Raw genomic sequence first — 21,889 nt, 5'->3', positions numbered from 1 at the left:
AAACAGTATTATGTTCAACTACCGCAGTACGCTTTTGTCCGTCATTTTGGGGGCAGTACAGTGTGTCATCTTCGGTCAGGAAGCACCGTCGGCTAAATTGAAAGATTTCCGGCTGAATTTTCTTCAACGTACCGAACTGACAGAGGATGTCCAACAAATCAAATTGAAAGATTACCGCCCAGTCTCAATTTACAAAACGCCCCAATCAAAAATTCCGAAAGCCAAATACCCCGCAATAGACCTTCACACACACGATAATCCCAGAACCGATGCTGATGTGGATAGGTGGGTGCAGCTCATGGATGAAGTGGGGATTGATAAGTCAGTCATTTTATCGTACAGTACGGGAGCGGCTTTTGATGCCATGGCGCGTAAATACGCCCGTTATCCCAGTCGTTTTGAAGTATGGTGTGGGTTTGACTATACTGGAATGGACCAACCTGATTGGTCGCAGCGGGCGGTGGCAGAATTGGTACGGTGCTACCAATCGGGTGCACGGGGGGTGGGGGAGTTGGGTGACAAAGGTTTGGGGGAATTGTACTCTAAACCAACTCCAGGGCGTGGTATGCACATCAACGACCCCCGTATGAAACCCCTATTAATGAAGTGCGGGGAACTGGGAATGCCCATCAGTATTCACGTAGCGGAGGATGCCTGGATGTACTTGCCTTCAGACTCTACCAATGACGGTTTGATGAACGCTGCTAAATGGCGGGTGGATATGACCAAAGAGGGTATTTTGAACCATGATCAGCTGATTACTACACTTGAGGAGGCTGTACGCGACAATCCCCGCACGACTTTTATCGCTTGTCACTTGGCTAACTGCAACGCTGACTTGAGTCAATTGGCGAGGCTACTGGATGCGTATCCCAATTTGTACGCGGATATATCAGCTCGATTTGCCGAATTTGCCCCGATTCCACGCTTTGCCAAGGCATTTATGGAAAAATACAGCGATCGGTTGGTCTATGGTACCGACATGGGTTTCTCACGCGAAATGTATCTTACTACGTTCAGAATCCTTGAGTCGGCCGACGAACACTTTTACGAGCACAATCGGTTTGGGTACCATTGGCCTTTGTATGGATTGTCGTTAAGTCCCAGAACGCTTAAAAAAATATACCAAACCAACGCCCGAAAAATATTAAGGAGATAGTGATTATGCTGACAAAACCCAAGCCATAATTCCTTCTTTCAACGCATAGGTTGAAGAGCGAATCTGTTGAATGTTCAAACTTCGTAAAACATGGTCAATTAGCACCACACCTGGTACAATCATATCGACCCGTAACTCTATCATGCCAGGAATGGTCATGCGCTCCTCGTGATTCTGGGTAGTGAGAAGATGGTAAGCGCGGTAGAATTCTTCCGTTGCAATCTCAAAACCTGTTTGTGAGGGGGAGGGCAAATGGCCAAGTCGGTGCATAAAATCCATGTCAACCAACGTATCGAATGAACCTGAAGAGCCGACCAGCGTTTGGGGGGCGTATTGGTGAGCGGCATTGACCAGCGGTAAAAGTTGTTCCTGAAAATAATCATTCATTCGCCGAATTGCCGACGGCGATATGGGGTCAGTAAGCACAAATTGCTCGAGCAACCGCTGCCCGCCTATTTCAAAACTTTGTTTCCAAAAGATGCGCGAAGCATTGCAAATGATAAACTCAACGCTGCCTCCGCCGATGTCCATGATGACAGATATTTTCTCGCCTAACGCAATTCCTTGTCGGACGCCGTGGTAGATTAATTCCGCTTCACGGTCGCCCGAAATGATATCAATCGTGATTTCTGTTTCTTTTTTGACCGTTGCGCAAAATTCTTTTGCATTTTTTGCATTTCGAATCGCACTGGTGCCAATAGCCTTGGTGTTGGAAAGCTCAACGCCGAATTCATCTATTCTTTGACGAAATTGTCTTAGCACAATCAATGCGCGTTGGGTTGCTTCTTCGGTGATAAAACCCTGATTAATACCTGCTTTGCCTATCTTGGCGGGGATTTGAGTCTTAAAGAGAGAGATAATCCCGTCAGGATTTTGTTCAATAATCAACAAATGGAAAGTATTGGTTCCAAGGTCAATAATGGCGTACTTCATGGGTTGGGAAGGGGTATTTTTGCGGATAATGTAAATAACTGAAACAAAAACACAAATAAAGTTGATTTTTTAGAAGGAGACTTTTATTTTTGCAATCCGTTTCAAAATAGATATAAACATAAACACATATGCTCGTCGTACAAATCAAAGAAAACGAATCAATTGACAAGGCACTCAAACGTTTCAAAAAGAAATTTGAAAAGACCGGAGTTTTGAAAGAATTGCGTTCACGCTCTGCTTTCGAAAAGAAATCAGTGAAACGTCGTCAGCAAGTGATTCATGCCTCTTACGTGCAGAAAATGCGCGAGGGCGATGAACTATAAGCGATTATAAAGTCATTTCATATATATCAAGGCACTGCGATTCGTCGCAGTGCCTTTTTCGGCTTCTATATATCGGCTTTTCTGAAGGGCTTTACATCTATTTTCTCCCATACTTTGCCAGTTACGTAGGGGTCGTTTTGAAGCCACTGGTTGAGCCCTGTTTCATCTTCAAAGTCAACCACCATCATTGACCCAATCATCTTTCCATGAGGGTCTAATAAGGCTCCGCCTAGGACAAAATTTCCAGTAGATTTCAACTGTTTTGCGCCATCAAAGTGATTGGGCCTGACGGCCATGCGGCGTTCGAGGGCTTGTTCATCGGTAAAATCGTAGGCATGAATTACGTAAAGCATACATTAAAAGGGGTTATATGTGAAGGTTTATTTGTGGTCAGAATAGAATTGAAAAAGGGTTAGAAATCAGGGAAAACCCATTTATTTCTAACCCTTTACGGTATGAGACTGAAATGCTTATTTTGCTTCGGTTTCGCTGGTCGCTTCTTCCTCTTTCTCTTCTTTGACCTGATCGTTGCTGTTCTCAGTGTTCATGTAGGCTTGATATACCGTTTCTCTTTCGAAAGGACGCTTGCCAATCAAACGCTCCAAGTCACTCTGAAACAGGATTTCTTTTTCCAACAATTCTTTGGCAATTACTTCCAGCGCTTCGCGGTGCTCAGAGAGCAAGGCATGGCAGCGGTCGTATGCCTGCGCAATGATTTTTCGCATTTCTTCGTCAATCATGCGAGCGGTTTCTTCTGAATAAGGCTTATTGAAAGAGTACTCAGACTGCTTGGAATCGTAGTAAGACATGTTACCGATTTTGTCGTTCAGACCGTATACGGTTACCATACTGTGCGCCAATTTGGTTACGCGTTCCAAGTCGCTGAGGGCGCCTGTAGACACTTTGCCAAACACGACATCTTCGGCCGCGCGGCCTCCCAACGTCATACACATTTCGTCCATGAGTTGTTCGGTACGGTACAGATACTGCTCACGCGGTAAGTATTGCGCATATCCTAAAGCCGCTACACCACGGGGTACAATCGTTACTTTAACCAATGGGTCAGCGTGCTCCAAGAACCATCCTGCTACTGCATGTCCTGCTTCGTGGTAGGCTACGATTTTCTTTTCGTCGGGCGAGATAAGTTTGTTCTTTTTCTCCAAACCACCAATTACTCGGTCCATTGCGTCCTGAAAGTCCTGCATGGTCACTTCTTCACGGTCACGACGGGCTGCGATTAGGGCGGCTTCGTTACACACGTTGGCGATTTCAGCTCCTGCAAAACCGGGCGTTTGAGCGGCCAATTTTTTAGGGTCTACATCTGGCGAAAGCTTTATAGGCTTCAAGTGAACTTTAAAAATAGCCTCACGACCCACGATGTCGGGTTTATCAACCGAAATCTGGCGGTCAAAACGACCCGGACGCAACAACGCTGGGTCAAGTACATCTGGACGGTTGGTGGCCGCCATGATGATGATGCCTGAGTCGGTCGCAAAACCGTCCATTTCCACCAACAGGGAGTTCAACGTATTTTCGCGCTCATCGTTAGCCCCGGGCATCGCACCCCGTCCACGTGAACGGCCCACGGCGTCAATCTCATCAATAAAGATGATACAGGGCGCTTTTTCTTTGGCTTGTTTGAATAAATCGCGCACACGAGCGGCACCCACACCGACAAACATTTCCACAAAATCAGAACCTGAAAGGGAGAAGAACGGGACGCCCGCTTCACCCGCTACCGCTTTTGCAATGAGGGTTTTACCCGTACCGGGAGGGCCTACCAATAAAGCACCTTTCGGGATTTTGGCCCCAAGTTTGGTGAATTTGCCCGGGCTTTTTAGGTAATCAACAATCTCTTTGATTTCCTCTTTGGCTTCTTCCAGACCAGCAACATCATTAAAGGTTATTTTAACTTTGTTTTCGGCATCAAAAAGAGTGGCACGTGACCGACCAATGTTGAATATCTGACCACCCGGACCGCCACCGCCTGTCATGCGGCCAAGCAAAAAATACATGGCCAAAATCATGATAATCAGGAAGCCCCAAGTGCTGAGGAAGCCTGTCCAGTCGCTGCGGCGATCAAAATCGTAGTCAATTGAATCGCTATCAGGTTTTAGTTTTTGGAAGTCATCCAAAAATTTATCGGCCGAGGTAACTTCAAATTGAAATTGGGGACCTCCGTTGCCAAAATAAGGCTTATCGGCAAACAAAGCGCGGTATTTGGGATCTTCCATCGCTTTGGGTGTAAGCGTTACTTCTACAAATTCGTTATTGACAATGACGATATTTTGCACCTCGTGTGCTTGAACCATCTTTTCAAATTTCTTTTGGGTAATCGGCCTTACCGCAGTATTTTTACTGAAGAAGGTAATCCCCAAAATTGCTAACACCAATGCCGCAATAATCCACCCCTGGTACCCGGAACGGCGCGGATTGCGGTTATTGGAGTTAAGCGGATTTCCATTGTTTTCGGACATAATAATTGAAACGTTAACGGTTAATGGTTAATAATTAATCGTTGAGCCGGTCAAAAACCAATGAAAAAGGGTTGTTGCTGCGGGGACGAAAAACAATTAACAAATGGATTATTGTATACAGGTATGGTTGATTATACGTGTAAGAGCTGAGTTTTTCACGTACAATGAGAAAACACTATTTTTATCTCTAATGTTCAATCAGGCGAATTCCTCCTCGACGTGGGTAACTTTGGCATCACCCCAGAGTTGTTCCAATCCGTAGAATTCACGACGTTCTTTCTTGAAAACATGGACCACAACATCCACATAATCAATCAATATCCATTCTTTGGCTTCACGCCCTTCACGCTGCCAAGGCAATGAATTCGTGATTTTTTGTACTTCATCTTCGACAGAATCGGCGATTGCGTCTACTTGGGTATCGGAGTTACCGGTACAAATAACAAAGAAGTCTGTAATGGAGTTTTTTATTTCGCGCAGGTCCATCACTACGATGTCTACTGCTTTCTTTTCCTGCATTCCCTTCACAACCAGCTGGCACAGTTCTTCTGAAGATATAATGTTTGATTTGCGTTGTTTCATGCGTAAGTTTTAAATTGCATCAATTCAATTCTAAAATTAAAAAATTTTGTACAAAAGTAAGCCCAAAACCCTGTTTATTGGAAAAAAAATACTTTATCTGCCATCTTGTCAGTCGACTAACGACGAAGCGGCTGATTTGTTGCGCCAAGGCCAAGGCTTGGAAGGGACGGTTGTCATAACCGATTACCAGACGGCAGGGCGCGGCCAACGCGGCAATCAGTGGGTCGCTAAGCCAGGCGAAAATTTTACGCTATCGGTGATTTTACGCCCCCATTTTTTGATGGCAAATGAACAGTTTCGGTTAAACATTGCGGTGTCGCTGGGAGTTTTTGATTTTTTACTTCCTTACTTGGGGCCTCTCCTAAAAATAAAATGGCCCAACGACATCTACGTAAACAATCAAAAACTAGGCGGAATCTTAATTGAAAATACATTACAGGGAAATCGCCTGGAAAGTTCAGTCGTAGGAATCGGCCTGAATATCAATCAGCTTGATTTTGAAGAAGGCCGTGCTACTTCGCTGCTGTTGATGCTCGGGAGGGAGTTGTCGTTGGAAGCGCTTCTCCCTGAATTGTTGGCTTCGATTGAAAAAAACTATCTTTTATTGCGTAATCGAAAGTATGACCTCCTGAAAACGCGTTATTTGCAGCATCTTTTTCGTTATCAGGAGTCGCACTTATTTCAACGGGCCGGTAAAGAGATAGAAGGGGTGATTGTGGGAGTAGCCGAAACGGGGCATTTGGCGGTTCAAATCAATAATAAACTCGAATATTTTGATTTTAAGGAAATCAGTTATGTATTTTAATCAAATGCGGTTTGCCGTAGAAAACAAAAAACCGAAAACGGAAAATAGGAACCGGGGAGCAGGCCTCATTGGGTCTTTGACTCTTTGTCTTTTGCCGCTATATTTTTTGCTTAGTTCCTGTAATTCTTCCACGCCGGATTATGTTCCTAAGCCTAAAGGCTACCCGCGCATGGATTTGCCCTCCCAAACCTACCAAACCCTGAAGGAAGACCATCCTTACACGTTTGAATACTCCAAAAGTGCGGTGATTTTGCCCGATACCTTCCGCATGGCGGAGCCGCACTGGATTTTTGTGGCGTATCCTTCTTTGAATGCCAGTATTCAGTTGACGTACAAGCCGGTACAAAACAACCCGCAGCGCTTGTCAGGATTTATCAATGATGCTTATCGACTAGCTGGAAAACATCAGGTGAGGGCCACCGGAATTAGAGAACAGGTAATCAAAACAAAATCGGGTCAAACGGCAGTGGTGCTTGATTTGGCGGGAGATGTGCCGAGTTATACCCAGTTTTTTACGACTGATTCTTCCAAGCATTACTTGCGGGGGGCGCTATATTTTACCGTTGCCGACAAACAAGATTCTCTAAAGCCCGCCATTGATTTTCTCAGAAAAGATGTCATGCACCTGCTCAATACCCTGAAATGGAAAAAATAAGGGTTGCCGTTGGGCAACCCGAAGTGGAGTAGAACTGGTAGAACTGATAATTTTTTTGATAAATTGTATTCAATAAAACACCCTCATCAGATTACTAAAATACTTTGGTCAGTATGCTATAACCCATGAGTTTGTCTTTGCGATATGTTTCGGAGCGTATATCCCACAACACATTGGGGGCGCGGAAACTGACCACTTGAAAATCAAAAGATATATTCATGATGGTTTTGGTACTTACGGTCATGTCGGAAGTTACCTTATAGGCGTTGAATGTACCCGCCGGGACAGTAATATTTTCCTGAGCTACTACTTTCCGATTCTTCATAGACATCGAGTAGTTAAGCATCATTCCTCCGCCCATTTCGCCTTGTCCTTTCAGTTCGGCATCTTTCAGCGCTGCACCGACGGTGTAATTGTCGGTGTAGGTAAGGTCGGTAGAAGTAAAGGTCATTTTGGCATCTTTTAGCATGGGGTTTTCTTGGCCCGCCATCATTGCCGTCATATCAACCATCAATTCATTGCCTTTGCAAGCACATTTATAATTGTTGGTCGCTTGAAGTTTGTCTTTGGCATCGAAGTTTTGCATTTCCATAGACATAAGCGTGGTGCCGTTTTCGGTGCTTACATTTTTGACGGTATACACTATTCTTCCAGTGGGTTTGTCTTTGGCGTTGTAGGTAACCATTTCGTAGCCCATTCCTGCTTTCATGTTTACGCCCATGCACGTTTGCGCCTTAATGCGTGTACTGATTACCGATGCGATTAAGATGAGACTGAACAATGCGTATTTTTTCATTGGAGAATTGGGGGAAAAGATGAATAATAACCCAAATTTAAAAAACTATCCATATCATACTAACCATCCCGACCAACGTAATGATTTTACATAAACTGCTCAACGCTCCGAACTCCCGTTTGGTATCGGCATAAACCAAGCGATATACCAACCAACTGATTAACAATGCCAAGCCCACAAACATCCAACCCAGACGCGGATTGTTGAGCCAATGCGCTGCCGCAAAAAGACTAGGAATAAACAAACCAATGAGAACGTAAAGGAAAAGTTTGGTGCGCGGAATTCCCCAAATAATGGGCAACGTGCGGCAGCCGTGCGATACATCGCCCCTGACATCTTCCATGTCTTTGATGATTTCGCGAATCATCGTAATTCCGAAAGCAAAAAGGGCGTAAAGAAGGACCAAATTGCGATTTTGAGGATAGTAAACGGCCAGAATTAAAAGTGAAAGGGCGGTCAACAAAGAAACGATAAGATTACCGATAAAAGGGCGTTTCTTAAAATACGAGGCGTAAAACCAAAGCAGTGTTACGGATAAAACACTGATTAAAAAAATCCATTTGCCCGCCCATAACCCCAATAAACAGCCCACAAAACTCAGTACCTGATGGGCACCCATGGCCACGCGACGCTTGAGGTAGCGGCCGATAATCACCCGGTCGGGTTTATTGATAAGGTCTATTTTTATGTCAAAATAGTCGTTTATGATATAACCTGCTGCTGCAATAAGTACGGTAGAAAGGCTAATAAAAAAAATAGCAGACTCGCCCAGAATCGACCGCCAATCTTGGGTTGGGCCAACCAGAAAAATCCGCGCCATGTACTGAGTTACTGCGATAATCAAGAGATTTGGCCAGCGGATAAGCCGCAGAAAACCAAGCACTACGTCTTTTATGGTTAGTCGTTTTTTCAATGAGAAATGGAGTATGGAGGATGATGGATTTGGGTTTCAACTCTGTACGAAACACCAAAAAAAAATGAAGCGTTTCGCGAGTTCACAAAATCTTTACATGCACTAAGGAGAAAAAGTTGGATTTTTTTTGTTGTAATTATAAATCAGTCCATCTAACGCTCCGTTTACGAATGAAAATAGGAATAGTTTGTTATCCCACCTTTGGGGGTAGTGGTGTAGTAGCCACCGAGTTAGGCAAAGCCCTGGCTGCGGTTGGCCATGAAATCCACTTTATCACATATTCGCAACCTACCCGCCTCGATTTTTTTGGCGAAAATATCTTTTACCACGAAGTTCATATCCCCAACTATCCGCTTTTTCAATACGCCCCTTATGAATCTGCGCTTTCGAGCGCCATGGTTAATGTAGTAAACGATGAAAAACTGGATGTGTTGCACGTGCATTACGCCATTCCGCACGCTTCGTCGGCGTATTTAGCAAAACAAATATTGAAATCACAAGGAATTCATATTCCGTTTATCACAACCCTGCACGGAACCGACATTACGTTGGTGGGTCGCGATGCGGCTTTTGGGCCGGTAATTACGTTCAGTATCAATGCTTCCGACGGTGTAACGGCGGTGTCGGAATTTCTCAAAAACGCCACCAACGAGTCTTTCCCGATTACCAAAGAAATTGAAGTTATTCCCAATTTTATTGATTTAGATCGGTTTAAAAAGCAGAAAAAAGACCACTTCAAGCTAGCAATTTGTCCTAATAACGAAAAATTGCTCGTTCACACTTCTAACTTCCGTAAGGTAAAACGCATCGAAGACATTGTGTTGATGTTTGACAAACTGCGTCATATTGTTCCTTCCAAGTTGTTGCTCGTCGGCGATGGCCCCGAGCGCAGCCGAATCGAATACATGTGTAAAGAGATGAAATTGATGCACGATGTTCGTTTTCTGGGCAACCTAGACGCCATCGAAGAGGTGTTGTCGGTGGCTGATTTGTTTGTGATGCCTTCCGAAACCGAAAGTTTTGGTTTGGCCGCGCTCGAAGCCATGGCTTGTGAAGTGCCACTGATTACGTCAAATGCAGGTGGCTTGCCCGAACTTAATATTCAGGGTGTGACTGGGTTTATGAGCAATGTGGGCGACATCGAAGACATGGTCAAAAACGCCGCTTACATTTTACAGGAAGAAAATCTTCCACGTTTCAAAGAAAATGCGCTGGCAAGGGCCAAAGAATTTGATTTGGCCAATATCTTGCCGCAATACGAAGCCTATTACGAACGTATCGTGGCCGAAAGCCGGGAGGCCTTGGAAAAAGAGTTAAAGGTCGTGGGCTAAGAAGAATTTCTTAACTTTCGGCCATCAACATTCTTGACCTAACCAAAAAATGAAAAAAAATATCCTGCTGATTGCGCTGTTTGCAGCTTCGTTGACGGCCTGTACGCGTTATTTTATTGCCAAGCCTGTCCAGCTGCCCCTCATCGCCGTCAGTGATACCGCTTCAGCCCCCTCGGGAGCGCTTTCGCAACAGATTGCTGCATATTTACAGCCTTACCGCGATAGTTTGGAAACAAACATGAATACGGTATTGGTAAAATCGCCGCGTCGGCTTTCCAAAGGAGTCCCAGAATCAGAATTAGGAAATTTAATGGCGGATATTTTGCGCGAAATGGGGCAGGAACGCTTAGGTAAACCCGTAGACGTCGCCATTACCAACAACGGAGGAATCAGAACTGATTTTCCCGCGGGAAATATTACCCTCGGCAATGTGTACGAAGTCATGCCTTTTGACAACGAATTAGTGGCCATTACGCTCACGGGCGAAACCATGCAGAAAGTAATTGAGTATTTGGCGCAACGCAAAGAACCCCAATCGGGTGTGAAATTGGTCATCGACAAAGCGACCAATAAACCACTGGAGGCTACAATCGGCGGTAAACCGCTGGATTTAAAACAAACCTACACGCTCATCACGAGCGACTACATGGCTGTGAGCAGCGATATGGCGGCTATCGTTAAAAACAATCAGAGTTTTCAGATTCTTCGTTACCTGATGCGGGATGCAATTGCTGATTATTTGCGACGGAAAGGGCAACAAAATCAAGAGCTTAACCCAACAAAAGACGGACGGACCACCGTAAAATAATATCAAGAAATGGAAAGAAGATTATTCCTTAGAAATATAGCAGGTATCGGTGGTGCGGTAGCATTGGGACAATGGCCTTTTGAAACCTGGGCGAGCACCAACGCGGAGTCGCTAAAAATTACCATTTTGCACACCAACGACCAGCACAGCCGTTTGGAGCCGTTTCCTAAAACAGACCGCTTGGCCGGACGAGGAGGGGTGGTCAATAGGGCGCGTATTTTAAGCAAAATCAGGTCAGAAGAAGCCAATGTGTTGCTTTTTGACGCGGGAGATATTTTTCAAGGAACGCCTTATTTCAATTTCTACAAAGGCCGTCCCGAGATTGAACTGATGAGTCAAATGGGCTACGACGCTGTTACGATGGGAAACCATGATTTTGACGGCGGTCTGGAGTTGTACGTAAAGCAAATCAAAGAATACGCTAAGTTTCCCGTTTTGGTGGCCAACTACGATTTTAAAGGAACGGTCATGGAAGGCTTGGCGCAACCCTACAAAATCTTTACGGTAAAGGGCATTAAAATCGGCGTTTTTGGCTTGGGAATTGACCCCAAAGGGCTCATTCCAGAAAAACTGTTTGGCGGCACCAAATACCTCGACCCTATCAAAACGGCCAACGAAACCGCTACTTTCTTGCGCCAAGAGAAAAAATGTAGTTTGGTGGTGTGTCTTTCGCATTTGGGCTATAAAATGAGTGACGGCGAGATGTCGGATTTGGTGATGGCACCGCAAACAAAAGACATTGATTTAATCATTGGTGGGCATACACACACGTTTTTGAATGAACCTACTGCCTTGAAAAATCTGGCTGGCAAGCCCGTGCTGGTGAATCAGGCAGGCTGGGGGGGGGCGAGTTTGGGACGGCTTGATTTTACCTTCGACCGTGTGTCAAAGCAAGTCTTTTTTACCAGTCATAGTGTATCAATCCAATAAACTGTGATTGTTAAATTGCCCTCAAAAAACCCATTTTTAATTTAATATACACTCCAGAATAGCTATTTTAAGCTATTTTGATTTGATAGATATTTGTTTTACGTCAAAATTGTATTTTGCGAAAAAACAACTTTTTAGGTTCGTCTCAGAATTTTTTGGGATTGATTTTATCCCCAATAATTTTACCAAAACGAATCACTACTAACTTATTCTCATGAATTCAACTCATCAACTTAAGGTCTCTTCTGAAGTTGGCACGCTGCGCAAACTCCTCATTCACAGTCCTGACCGTGGGTTAGGAAAAGTGGTTCCTTCCAAAGCCCAAGATTGGCTTTTTGAAGATATTGTACACCTCGATACGATGCGGCGTGAGGAGTACGATTATTACGTCAAGATTCTGCTGTATTTCCTTGACCCTGAAAAAGTAAAAGGGAAGTTGAAAGAAATAGACGCTGATGCCTCGCGGTCGTTTTATAAACCGGGAAATCCTCAATATTTTAATTCTGATAAGGTGGTCGATATTCAGAAACTTTTGACCGAAATTCTGGAAAACGAAACCATCAAAACCAAATTGATTGCGTCTATTTGCGCGGTGGAGCGTTGTTCGTTCAAAATACAACACAAACTCAAAGAATACGACGCGTCGGAATTGGCTAAAATCCTGATTTCAGGGTCATTGCCCGATAAGTCCATGATTTTTGCGCCCGTTCCCAATTTCATTTTTACGCGTGATATCGGAATCGTCATTAACGATTATGTTTTGTTGAACAAACCAGCCAAAACGGCCCGCACCCGGGAGTCGCTTCTGACGCAGTACATCTTTTTCTACCATTCGATGTTTGAGGTGTATCGTGACAATATCATCGAAATCCCCGACAACGAGCACCATTTTTTGTTGACCGACGATGAGCTTAAAAGTGATTATCTACGGTCAACCCTCGAAGGTGGTGATGTGATGATGGTAGCCCCTAGGCATTTATTGATTGGTTGTAGCGAGCGTACCACGCTTTATGCGGCCCAGCAGGTAATGAAAGCGCTGTTTGAACGAAATGTAGTAGATACCATTACTATCGTTAAAATTCCCAAAAAGAGGGATTATATGCACATTGATACGGTATTTACGCAGGTAAAACGCAATATGTGGGTGCTGCTAGGAGCGATTGCGCGGCAAGGTGACGAAGCAAAAAAACGGGATGTGCTCCATTTTTTTGCCCCCAAAGAAGACCCTGACCGCCTGCAAATTATGCAGTTTAATAAAGGTTGGGAAAACAAACCCACCGAAATCGAAAATTTGGAAGATTTGTTGACCGACATCAGCAAAAATGACTTGGGATGTGCAGAGCCGGTGCAATTTATCTATTCAGGAAACAACGAATTTCCTTTTGGAGCCCGTGAACAATGGACCGATTCTTGCAATTTATTGGCGCTAAAAGACGGCGTCGTGATTGGCTACGACCGTAACGATAAAACACTGGAGGCCTTCCGAACGGCAGGGTTCAGGACCGTTCGGGCCAAAGATTTATTGGATGAATTTGAAGCGGGAATTTCCTCGCCTGATACCCTCACCGATACGTTTATCATGTTGCCTTCGGCAGAGCTTTCGCGGGCGCGCGGAGGCTCACATTGCATGAGTTTACCGATTTTACGGGATGATTTCTAAGAATTTTATTCATTTTATCCCTAACTTTAGGATAAATTGAAGCTAATAAGCGCCGATTATGGTGGTAAATTGTTAAGATTAGTTTCCTAAAATCAGAAAAAGAAGTTGATATGTCGCACAAAATGCAACCCCAAGCCACATCGCACATTTTGATGATTCGACCGGTGCGATTCGCTTTTAATGAACAAACCGCCGAAAGTAACGCATTTCAGAGCGTTGAGATGGCCGCTAAGACCAAAGAAGCTGCCCAACAGGAAGCCTTGGAAGAGTTTGAACACATGGTGTCACAGCTTACGGCAGCGGGTGTAGAGGTAACCGTCTATGAAGATACGCCTGAGCCTTTTACACCCGATTCGATTTTTCCTAACAACTGGATTTCTTTTCACCAAAGCGGTAAGGTAGTACTGTATCCGATGCAAGCCCCTAACCGTCGTTTGGAGCGACGGATGGATATCGTCGAAGACCTCAGGAAGCGTTTTCACGTTGAAGAAATCATTGATTTGTCGTCATTTGAGCAGCAGGGAAAATACCTCGAAGGTACGGGGAGTATGGTGCTAGACCGTCGTTATAAAATTGCATATGCCTGCCTCTCGCCCCGCACGCACGAGGAAGTACTGGATGCCTTTGCCCGCGAAACGGGCTACAAAATTGTGAAGTTCAACGCAGTAGATGCGGGTGGAAAGCCTGTATACCACACCAACGTGGTGATGTGCGTCGGCGATTCGTTTGCGGTGGTGTGTTTGCAGTCGATTCAAGACCCCGACGAGCGGCTTATGGTTCGTGAAGAACTCGAAAAAACGGGCAAACAAGTGATTGAAATTACCTTGGAACAGATGAATAGTTTTGCGGGTAATATGCTGTTGGTAAATAATAAACGCGGAGAAAAACTGTTGGTGATGTCGACGCAGGCATTTGAATCTCTTTCTGCTAAGCAACGCGACGAAATCGACGATTATGCCGTGCTTTTGCACTTCGATTTGTCGGTCATTGAAGGAAACGGCGGCGGCTCAGCCCGTTGCATGATGGCCGAAGTACACTTGCCTGAAAAATAAATTTTTCATACTTGCCAAGTTTTTGGACGGGGTCGCCGAGACGGGGTCGCCTAGACGGGGTCGCCCAGACTTGGCAAGTATCGTTTTTTTATCCCACAAAACGACGGGTAATATTCTTCGCCTTTTCGCGGGTTTCTTCGATGAGCGGATGCAGAGGTTGCGAAACCATTTCCAACACATCTTCAATTGTATCTTTAAAAAGTAGACTTACTGGCAATTCGTATTTTTCTTCATCGCTGATTTTCAACACTGCTGTGGGTTTTACTTTACCAGAGGCCGAAAGTTGGCTGAAAGTACGACGAACTTCCATATAAGCCTCCGTAGTAGCCTCAAATTCAACCGATTGAAAAGTAAGCTCCGAAAGTTTTTGTTCAATTTTGGCATCTAAAGCCGCCAGCAATTGCCGTAAATGTACCGTGTCTTTGCCTGTACGAATACGCTCGCGCAATGATTGCCGAATCAGGTACGTGATGGCGTGCGTAACGTCCAATCCGATTTCGGCCATTTGTTTGAAAATCAATGAAGTAGGCGACATGCCGGGCAGTGTATTAGGGTCGTGGAGCAAGATACGCCCGTCGGGAGTGAGGAAGCCATCAATGCGAGCTACGGCGTTCATACCCAATTTTTCAAATACCAATGCAATGTTGTACTGAATCTTTTGGTTGTTTTCAAGTACCGTTCTCACTGGAATAAACTTACGGGTAACGTTAAGTTTGTATTTGGTCTTGAAATCAAACGTCTGATTTTCGTCCATTTTGGCAATTTCGGTAGGAGGCAAGGCAATGACGGTGCCGTCGTCGTCCTGAATGACGCCGCACGAAAACTCCTGACCCGTCATAAATTCTTCCAGCAATACTTGGTCTTCGGCATTAACAGAGAGCAGCGATACGCGGGAAGAAAAGAGGGACGAATCCAGTTTTTCAATTAAGTCGATGGGGTGGTAAATGGTTTCGCCTGTTTCTTGAATCACCACTGGATAACCGATGCTTTCGTCGAGGTTGCCGATGCGCTGCACAAAAGCGTGTTTTTCGGCTTCTGACCAACTTTTCCAATCGTCGGACTTTATTTCCAACGAGAAAAAACATTGATTCATTGCGGCAGCAAAGGCCGAAGCGCTGTCTTCTTTCACAATCGCTACCCCAATCGAAGAGCCTTGGTGTGGAGCTTTTACCACGATAGGCAATCCTACGGCGGCTTTGGCAGCCTCAAAAATGGTGTTTACATCGCCACCGTTCCATTCTTCCCAGCGGACTACTTTCATTTTTTTCTGCTGACCATTGGCACGGGCGATTTGCTCATTTTGCAAGATTTTATCAATACTTACCGCCGAGCCGAGCAGACCTGGACCCATATAAGGCATTTTGTGCCACTCCATTAGGCCCTGAATGGCACCGTCTTCGCAGTCGGGACCGTGGAGTATGATGAAAGCAAAATCGAAATATTTTTTGAAATCTTGCGGTTGAATCGGCGTGCCGATGCCGTGCATCAGTGCTTCCAATTCGGCCTGCGAAAGTTGTTGTTGTAACGACTCAATGTATACTTCAAAACCACCTTCCCTGAATGCGGGTCCTGGATAAAAAGCGCGGATGCCAGCATGGTAAAGGGTTGACTCATCGGTCAGGATAAAATTGCCGAGGCTGTCTACAAATACCAATACGGGCGTAAACAACGCCTTGTCTATGTTTTCATAGGCCGTTTTACCGCCTGCATAAGAAATTTCGCGCTCACGCGCGGGGCCGCCAAAAAAGATTCCGATACGCACGATGTAAACTAATTAGAGTAGTAGTGAATGGAAAATGAGACAATGGGCAAAGGTAGCGACGCTTTTCGGAATTTGAAACGACAAATATCCAGTTCATTTGGCCGAAAAATAATCCCAAGCCGCTTTGGTTACTTCGGCAATGACTTTGTCGCTTTCTTTGTCGCTCAATTTGGTGTTGCCGTAGAAAATGGAGATGATAAAATGCTTACCGTTGGGCAAGGTCACGATGCCGATGTCGTTGGTGGCCGCCGTAATGCCTTCCTTGTTTGCTCCCGAAAGGCCCGATTTGTGCGCCACGAGGGTTCCTTCGGGTAGCAATCCTTTGATTTTTCCGCTTCCAGTGTTGGCTTCGGTCAATACTTTCCACATAAAGGCGTGACTGGTAGGCGAAAGAATTTTCTTTTGGTAAAACTTCTCCAATAATTGCACCGCCGACCAAGGAGTAGTCCAATTGGTGAACTGTGCGCCTTCGGTTTTGTGCATTTCTTCTTCGGTAGTACGGATAGAAACATCCGTCATGCCAATGCTCTTGATATAGTTGTCAACCACTCTGGGTCCGCCCATAATTCTGAATAAAATGTCACAACCGTTGTTGTCGCTTTGGGCAACCGTAAATTGAAACAGTTCACTGAGAGGAATTTCTATGTTTCCATTGGGATATTTTTCGCGTAATGGACTCCACGTATCAGGCAGTAAATCTTTTTTCTGAATGAGGATTTTCTGGTTCAGTTTGAGATTTCCTTTATCAACCTGATTCAAAATGGCCAATCCTAGATGAAACTTGTACACACTTTGCATCGCAAAATGAACGTGGTTATTGAGCGTGAGCGTGTCTCGATTTTCCAACCCTAAAATCCCCACGCCCAATGTGCCATCGGTCTTAGAGGCGATTTGCTGGATTTTTTTTCTCAAAGGGTCGATTTGGCCTATTGAAGAATGAGACATTAGGGCAATGAAAAGCGTAAAGAGTGTGACTTTTAAAGTAGTGTTTTGCATGGATATTGGACTTGAAAAAAGAATAAAAACTTAAATTTTACGAAAACTGACGGCACAACCGCCGCCTTTAGCTAAACGTAAATTCAGTGTTGTTTTGTTTGTAACGGTCATTTTTTCTATTGTATACGCCGCAGGATTGGTTTGCCAATCTGCATTCTCGCCATCTCGATAAATGGTGGCTTGATAAGTGGCGCCTTCTTCCAGAAAATTCAAGGGAAGCGCAGTTGTTCGGCGGTTTTCATCGGAAATAGCCCCCAAGAACCAGTTAGGCTTGCCTTTTTCCCGGCGAGCAATCGTGATATAATCACCCGGTTCGGCCTCTAAAATTTGGGTATCATCCCAATCTACGGGTACATCCTTGATGAATTGAAAAGCATCTAAATGTTTGTTGAAGTTTTCGGGAAAATCGCCCGCCATTTGCAGAGGGCTGTACATTGTAACGTACAGTGCCAATTGCTTAGCGAGGGTTGTTTTGACGCGGGTGGTACGGGTGGCGTCGTACTGGTTCAATTGAAAATGAAAAAAGCCCGGTGTATAATCCATTGGCCCGCCCATCAACCGAGTAAAAGGCAATATGGTTTCGTGCTCGGGCACGAGGCCGAGTTTGGGGGCATTGTTAAACTCATTGCCGCGCGCGGCTTCGTTGGCGAGCCAGTTGGGATAGGTGCGGTGCAGTCCCGTGGGGTGCGCGGGTTCGTGGGCTTCTACCATGATTTTGTACTCCGCCGCTTTTTCGGCGACACGCTGGTAATGATTGACCATCCATTGACCGTCGTGGTGCTCGCCCCTAGGAATGATTTTGCCGACATAACCCGTTTTGACGGTGTTTATTTGGTGGTCGTTCATGTATTTGTAGGCTTTGTCCATCCAGCGTTCGTAGTTGGTGGCCGAACCAGAGGTTTCGTGGTGCATGATGATTCGGACGCCCTTTTGCCGCGCGTAGGCCGTCAGTTCTTCCAAATTGTAGTCAGGGTAAGGGGTAATAAAATCAAACACGTTTTCTTTCCAGTTGCCAAACCAATCTTCCCAACCTTCGTTCCAGCCTTCTACTAATACGCCATCAAAACCGTGTTTTGCCGCAAAATCAATGTACGTTTTTACGTTGGCGGTGTTGGCCCCGTGTTTTCCGCCCGCTTTCTCCCAAGTGGCTTTTCCTACGTGCATTTCCCACCACATCCCGATGAATTTTTGCGGTTTTATCCACGAAACATCCGTGATTTTGGATGGCTCGTTCAGGTTCAGAATGAGCTTTGATGCCAAAATGTCGGTCGCTTTGTCGCTGACGTTGATGGTGCGCCAAGGGGTTTGAAAGGGTGTTTGGAGATACGCTTTATTGCCAACGGCGTCGGGTACTAAGTGCGATGTAAGCGTAAACGTTTTTTTGTCCAACATCAAATGCATCACTGGATAGTTGACCAATGCCGCTTCGTGGAGGTTGATATAAAGCCCCTGAGGCGTTTTGAGCATCAGCGGTGTTTGTACGGCATTGGGGCCGATAACAGACTTGAGGGCAATGTCGGTTTCTTTGGCCGCCGCCGCTACGGCGTTTACTTCGCTGAGCTTAGTGGTGTTATAAAGATACTCGTTGGTGTCATAATCTCCTGGAATCCAGAACGCTTTGTAGTCTCCCGCCAAATTAAACTGGGTGAGCTCGTCGGCAACCACAAAATGCGTCAAATTTTCCTGTTTGGGAAATTCGTATCGAAAGCCTACCCCCTCGTTAAACACCCGAAAATGCACCTTGACCAACACTCCTGATTTATCCTTCAGGAGTAGGCTTAGGGCTTTATAATGATTTCGAATGCGGCTTACTTCTCCCCACACAGGCTGCCAAGTTTCGTCGGTCGTGGAGGAATCGACCGATACAATCGAGAATTGAGAAAGGGTAAGTTTGGGCCTGCTCAATGAAAAACCCAACGAAGATGGCTCGATAAAAGTATTGTTTTTGTAGCTGACGCGATACTGTATAGTGCTATTTGTGGCCAAGGTGGTGGTTAGGGCAACGAAGCGATTGGGAGAGGTGATGGAAATTGATTGCTGCGCCTGCGGCAAAAAAGGTAGTAGAAGCCCCCCGACCACGCAGAGGACAACTTTAAGGGTAAGCGTATTCTTCATTTTATCATAGGTTTTGTTGGCTCATTTTAGGCCCTTACCTTGGGCTGGGAATGGTCGCTTTTAAGCGATAGCGCAGCACCACCTTTTTGCCCGATATTCTCTCTAATACAGGTTTCAGAATCAGGTTGGCATTCTGTTTTGTTTGCTCCAAAATGCCCAAATCCAGCGCTGATTTTTGGATTTGTTTTTCGGCTTGTAGGTAGGCTTCTTGTACCAGTTTTGCCTCTTCTGTAAAGGCATATTCGGTGTTGTAGACCTTTGATTTTGTATGGTCGATTTTATAGCTACATAACTCCGGCTCAGGCAAATGCACCACCACGGTGTCAGATGCGCTCGTGATGTCGGAGGTGGTGATTTTGGTTAAATCAATGCAGCCGATGGCTTCGCCTTGCACAATCAAAATAGCTTTTGGATTGGGAAACCACTGGAGTTTTTGTTCGTGCTCTACAATGTCCTTAAAATTGTACCGAACCAGCTCCAGTTTCCCCATCGCTTGCACCTCTTCCAGCACCATGGCATGGGTCGTTTCGGTCTCTCCAGCCGCTCCGAGTGAAAACCATTTGCCAGTCTTCATACCTTCCCAAACCGAAATGATTCCAACGGTAAAAATCGCAAAAAGAAACAGACGCAGCAACAGACGAAGAACAGCACTCATAGAGGACGGGGATTTGAAAAGTAAAAGTAAGAAAGTTGAACCAAATTGTGCCCGACAAACTATTTTCAACTTTTTAAATTTTTTTTTAATATTGATTATCAGTGCATTACCTTGAAAATAGAGGTGCTTTGTAAAATCTGATAGTGCCTCAGTGCCAAATTTTAGTACCTTTGTATCCCGTAACCAGTCAAAAACTCACTGCTAATCATGGCTGCTAACGGGCAAAAAACCGCAAAATATATCTTCGTTACGGGCGGCGTAACGTCATCTTTGGGTAAGGGCATCATAGCCTCTTCCCTCGCAAAACTCCTTCAATCACGGGGATTGTCGGTCACTATCCAAAAATTCGATCCGTACATCAATGTTGATCCGGGTACACTCAATCCGTACGAACACGGTGAGTGCTACGTAACCGACGATGGTGCCGAAACTGACCTCGATTTAGGGCACTACGAACGCTATCTGAACGTACGTACTTCTCAGGCCAATAACGTCACCACTGGGCGCATCTATTACGATGTCATCATGCGGGAGCGTCGCGGCGACTTTTTGGGAAAAACGGTTCAAGTAGTACCTCACATTACCGACGAAATCAAAAACCGAATGCTTTTGCTCGGCGAAACAGGCGAGTACGACGTAGTCATTACCGAAATCGGTGGATGTGTGGGCGATATTGAGTCGCTTCCGTTTCTGGAAGCGGTACGTCAGCTGAAGTTTGAATTGGGCGTCAACGACGCTCTTGTGATTCACCTGACGTTGATTCCGTATTTGAGTTCAGCGGGCGAGTTGAAGACCAAACCTACGCAGCACTCCGTCAGGATGTTGCAAGAGTCAGGTATTCAGCCCGACATTCTGGTGTGCCGTACGGAGCATCCGCTTCCGGTCGAAATGCGTAAAAAAATCGCGTTGTTCTGTAATGTTCAACCTGCATCGGTGATTGAAGCCATGGATGCTTCCACGATTTACGATGTTCCACTTTTGATGAAAAAAGAGCGACTCGACCAACGTGTACTTTACATGCTAGACATCTACGACGACAAAGACGTAGATTTGGATGCATGGCAGGTATTTGTTGATCGACTCAAGAATCCCAAAAGCACGATTCGCATCGGTTTGGTCGGGAAATACGTGGAATTACATGATGCTTATAAATCCATCACTGAGTCATTCATTCATGCGGGAGCGGTCAATGAATGTAAAGTGGAAATAGAATGGATTCACTCTGAGCATCTTACGCCAGATAACGCAGCCGAAAAAATGGCGGCGTTGGACGGAGTACTCGTGGCGCCGGGCTTTGGCGAGCGAGGTATTGAGGGCAAAATCGCGGCGGTGCAGTACGTACGTGAAAATAATATTCCGTTTTTCGGCATTTGTTTGGGAATGCAAATGGCGGTCATCGAATACGCCCGCAATGTGTTGGGCTGGGCCGATGCGCATTCTACCGAAATGGACAGCGAAACCGACCATGCCGTTATTGGGATGATGGAAGAGCAAAAAAGCATTACCAACAAAGGAGGAACGATGCGTTTGGGGGCATACGCCTGTAAATTGCAACCGCTCACGTTGGCGCATAAAATTTACGGAAAATCAAACATCAGCGAGCGCCACCGACACCGCTATGAGTTCAACAACCAGTTCCGGAAAGACTTCGAAAAAGCGGGCATGGTGTTGTCGGGGATCAATCCTGAGAATGACTTGGTGGAAGTGATTGAATTGCCGAAACACCCTTATTTTATCGGGGTGCAATACCACCCTGAGCTTAAAAGTACGGTGATGGCTCCGCATCCTCTGTTTGTTCATTTTGTAAAAGCGGCGTTGAACAATGCGAATCAAAAACGCGAAGTGGCTCAATTGCTCGTACCCGAAACCAACGAGTTGGTGGCCGAACAATAGACGTTTTGGTTTTAAAATATCTTAGTACTAAAAAAGCTGATGAT

General features: G+C 45.3%; 20 protein-coding genes. 10 read left to right on the top strand and 10 right to left on the bottom strand.

Translation table 11 applies throughout. The features are described 5' to 3' along the window. The first annotated feature begins 10 nt into the window (after window positions 1-10). Window positions 11-1,159, top strand: coding sequence for an amidohydrolase family protein (locus GVN20_RS22970; RefSeq protein ID WP_166560593.1), 1,149 nt, complete (start codon window positions 11-13; stop codon window positions 1,157-1,159). A gap of 3 nt (window positions 1,160-1,162) precedes the next feature. Here the strand turns inward: GVN20_RS22970 and GVN20_RS22965 are convergent, their stop codons facing one another. Next, window positions 1,163-2,092, bottom strand: coding sequence for a phosphatase (locus tag GVN20_RS22965; RefSeq protein WP_166560592.1), 930 nt, complete (start codon window positions 2,090-2,092; stop codon window positions 1,163-1,165). A gap of 128 nt (window positions 2,093-2,220) precedes the next feature. Here GVN20_RS22965 and rpsU point away from each other — a divergent pair, with 128 nt between their 5' ends. Then, entirely contained in the window at window positions 2,221-2,415 is a 195-nt protein-coding gene (rpsU, locus tag GVN20_RS22960) for a 30S ribosomal protein S21 (protein ID WP_114066818.1), read from the top strand. A gap of 65 nt (window positions 2,416-2,480) precedes the next feature. On the opposite strand, the gene GVN20_RS22955 is transcribed toward rpsU, so the two are convergent. The 3 genes from GVN20_RS22955 to rsfS form a co-directional block, all read right to left on the bottom strand. Beyond that, window positions 2,481-2,768 carry a YciI family protein gene (locus GVN20_RS22955; protein ID WP_166560591.1) on the bottom strand — a complete coding sequence of 96 codons (288 nt, stop codon included), beginning with the start codon at window positions 2,766-2,768 and terminating at the stop codon, window positions 2,481-2,483. Window positions 2,769-2,885: 117 nt separating this feature from the next. Continuing rightward, on the bottom strand, window positions 2,886-4,892 hold the full coding sequence (gene ftsH, locus GVN20_RS22950) for an ATP-dependent zinc metalloprotease FtsH (RefSeq protein WP_166560590.1): 2,007 nt from the start codon (window positions 4,890-4,892) through the stop codon (window positions 2,886-2,888). Between the two features lie 198 nt (window positions 4,893-5,090). Then, window positions 5,091-5,474 carry a ribosome silencing factor gene (gene rsfS / locus GVN20_RS22945; protein ID WP_114066815.1) on the bottom strand — a complete coding sequence of 128 codons (384 nt, stop codon included), beginning with the start codon at window positions 5,472-5,474 and terminating at the stop codon, window positions 5,091-5,093. A 46-nt stretch (window positions 5,475-5,520) separates the two neighbouring features. Here rsfS and GVN20_RS22940 point away from each other — a divergent pair, with 46 nt between their 5' ends. Both GVN20_RS22940 and gldD read left to right on the top strand, forming a co-directional pair. Then, on the top strand, window positions 5,521-6,279 hold the full coding sequence (locus tag GVN20_RS22940; protein WP_166560589.1) for a biotin--[acetyl-CoA-carboxylase] ligase: 759 nt from the start codon (window positions 5,521-5,523) through the stop codon (window positions 6,277-6,279). Next, entirely contained in the window at window positions 6,269-6,934 is a 666-nt protein-coding gene (gene gldD / locus GVN20_RS22935) for a gliding motility lipoprotein GldD (protein ID WP_166560588.1), read from the top strand. The genes GVN20_RS22940 and gldD overlap by 11 nt, the downstream gene beginning before the upstream one ends. Before the next feature lie 94 nt (window positions 6,935-7,028). Here gldD and GVN20_RS22930 read toward each other — a convergent pair whose 3' ends face one another. Further along, window positions 7,029-7,730 (bottom strand): hypothetical protein, encoded by a 702-nt coding sequence (locus tag GVN20_RS22930; protein WP_166560587.1) that lies wholly within the window; start codon window positions 7,728-7,730, stop codon window positions 7,029-7,031. 37 nt (window positions 7,731-7,767) lie between these two features. Next, entirely contained in the window at window positions 7,768-8,643 is an 876-nt protein-coding gene (locus GVN20_RS22925; RefSeq protein WP_206023354.1) for a geranylgeranylglycerol-phosphate geranylgeranyltransferase, read from the bottom strand. Window positions 8,644-8,813: 170 nt separating this feature from the next. Here GVN20_RS22925 and bshA point away from each other — a divergent pair, with 170 nt between their 5' ends. The 5 genes from bshA to ctlX all read left to right on the top strand — a co-directional run bounded on the left by bshA (window position 8,814) and on the right by ctlX (window position 14,424). Next, window positions 8,814-9,974, top strand: coding sequence for an N-acetyl-alpha-D-glucosaminyl L-malate synthase BshA (gene bshA / locus GVN20_RS22920; RefSeq protein ID WP_114066811.1), 1,161 nt, complete (start codon window positions 8,814-8,816; stop codon window positions 9,972-9,974). A 49-nt stretch (window positions 9,975-10,023) separates the two neighbouring features. Continuing rightward, window positions 10,024-10,782 (top strand): 5'-nucleotidase C-terminal domain-containing protein, encoded by a 759-nt coding sequence (locus tag GVN20_RS22915; RefSeq protein ID WP_166560586.1) that lies wholly within the window; start codon window positions 10,024-10,026, stop codon window positions 10,780-10,782. Between the two features lie 9 nt (window positions 10,783-10,791). Next, on the top strand, window positions 10,792-11,712 hold the full coding sequence (locus GVN20_RS22910; RefSeq protein ID WP_166560585.1) for a bifunctional UDP-sugar hydrolase/5'-nucleotidase: 921 nt from the start codon (window positions 10,792-10,794) through the stop codon (window positions 11,710-11,712). 214 nt (window positions 11,713-11,926) lie between these two features. Continuing rightward, window positions 11,927-13,372 carry an arginine deiminase family protein gene (locus tag GVN20_RS22905; RefSeq protein WP_166560584.1) on the top strand — a complete coding sequence of 482 codons (1,446 nt, stop codon included), beginning with the start codon at window positions 11,927-11,929 and terminating at the stop codon, window positions 13,370-13,372. 110 nt (window positions 13,373-13,482) lie between these two features. Beyond that, window positions 13,483-14,424: a citrulline utilization hydrolase CtlX gene (gene ctlX / locus GVN20_RS22900; protein WP_229599163.1), complete on the top strand. Its 942-nt coding sequence runs from the start codon at window positions 13,483-13,485 to the stop codon at window positions 14,422-14,424. A gap of 88 nt (window positions 14,425-14,512) precedes the next feature. Here the strand turns inward: ctlX and GVN20_RS22895 are convergent, their stop codons facing one another. The 4 genes from GVN20_RS22895 to GVN20_RS22880 all read right to left on the bottom strand — a co-directional run bounded on the left by GVN20_RS22895 (window position 14,513) and on the right by GVN20_RS22880 (window position 19,952). Beyond that, the gene (locus GVN20_RS22895) at window positions 14,513-16,186 is read right to left on the bottom strand and encodes a D-alanine--D-alanine ligase (RefSeq protein WP_166560583.1); all 1,674 of its coding nucleotides are present in this window, start codon (window positions 16,184-16,186) and stop codon (window positions 14,513-14,515) included. A gap of 93 nt (window positions 16,187-16,279) precedes the next feature. Further along, window positions 16,280-17,131, bottom strand: a complete 852-nt coding sequence (gene bla, locus GVN20_RS22890) for a class A beta-lactamase, subclass A2 (RefSeq protein ID WP_229599162.1) — start codon at window positions 17,129-17,131, stop codon at window positions 16,280-16,282. Between the two features lie 81 nt (window positions 17,132-17,212). After that, entirely contained in the window at window positions 17,213-19,297 is a 2,085-nt protein-coding gene (locus GVN20_RS22885) for a glycoside hydrolase family 97 protein (protein ID WP_166560581.1), read from the bottom strand. Between the two features lie 34 nt (window positions 19,298-19,331). After that, the gene (locus GVN20_RS22880; RefSeq protein WP_166560580.1) at window positions 19,332-19,952 is read right to left on the bottom strand and encodes a DUF4230 domain-containing protein; all 621 of its coding nucleotides are present in this window, start codon (window positions 19,950-19,952) and stop codon (window positions 19,332-19,334) included. 207 nt (window positions 19,953-20,159) lie between these two features. On the opposite strand from GVN20_RS22880, the gene GVN20_RS22875 reads away from it, so the two are divergent. Further along, complete coding sequence (locus GVN20_RS22875) at window positions 20,160-21,845, top strand: CTP synthase (protein WP_166560579.1); 1,686 nt, start codon at window positions 20,160-20,162, stop codon at window positions 21,843-21,845. The last annotated feature ends 44 nt before the right edge of the window (window positions 21,846-21,889 follow it).

Source organism: Runella sp. CRIBMP (assembly GCF_009905605.1).
Taxonomy (GTDB): Bacteria; Bacteroidota; Bacteroidia; order Cytophagales; family Spirosomataceae; genus Runella.
The sequence above is the reverse complement of the archived record's forward strand: the minus strand, read 5'-3'. Positions and strand labels throughout refer to the sequence as shown.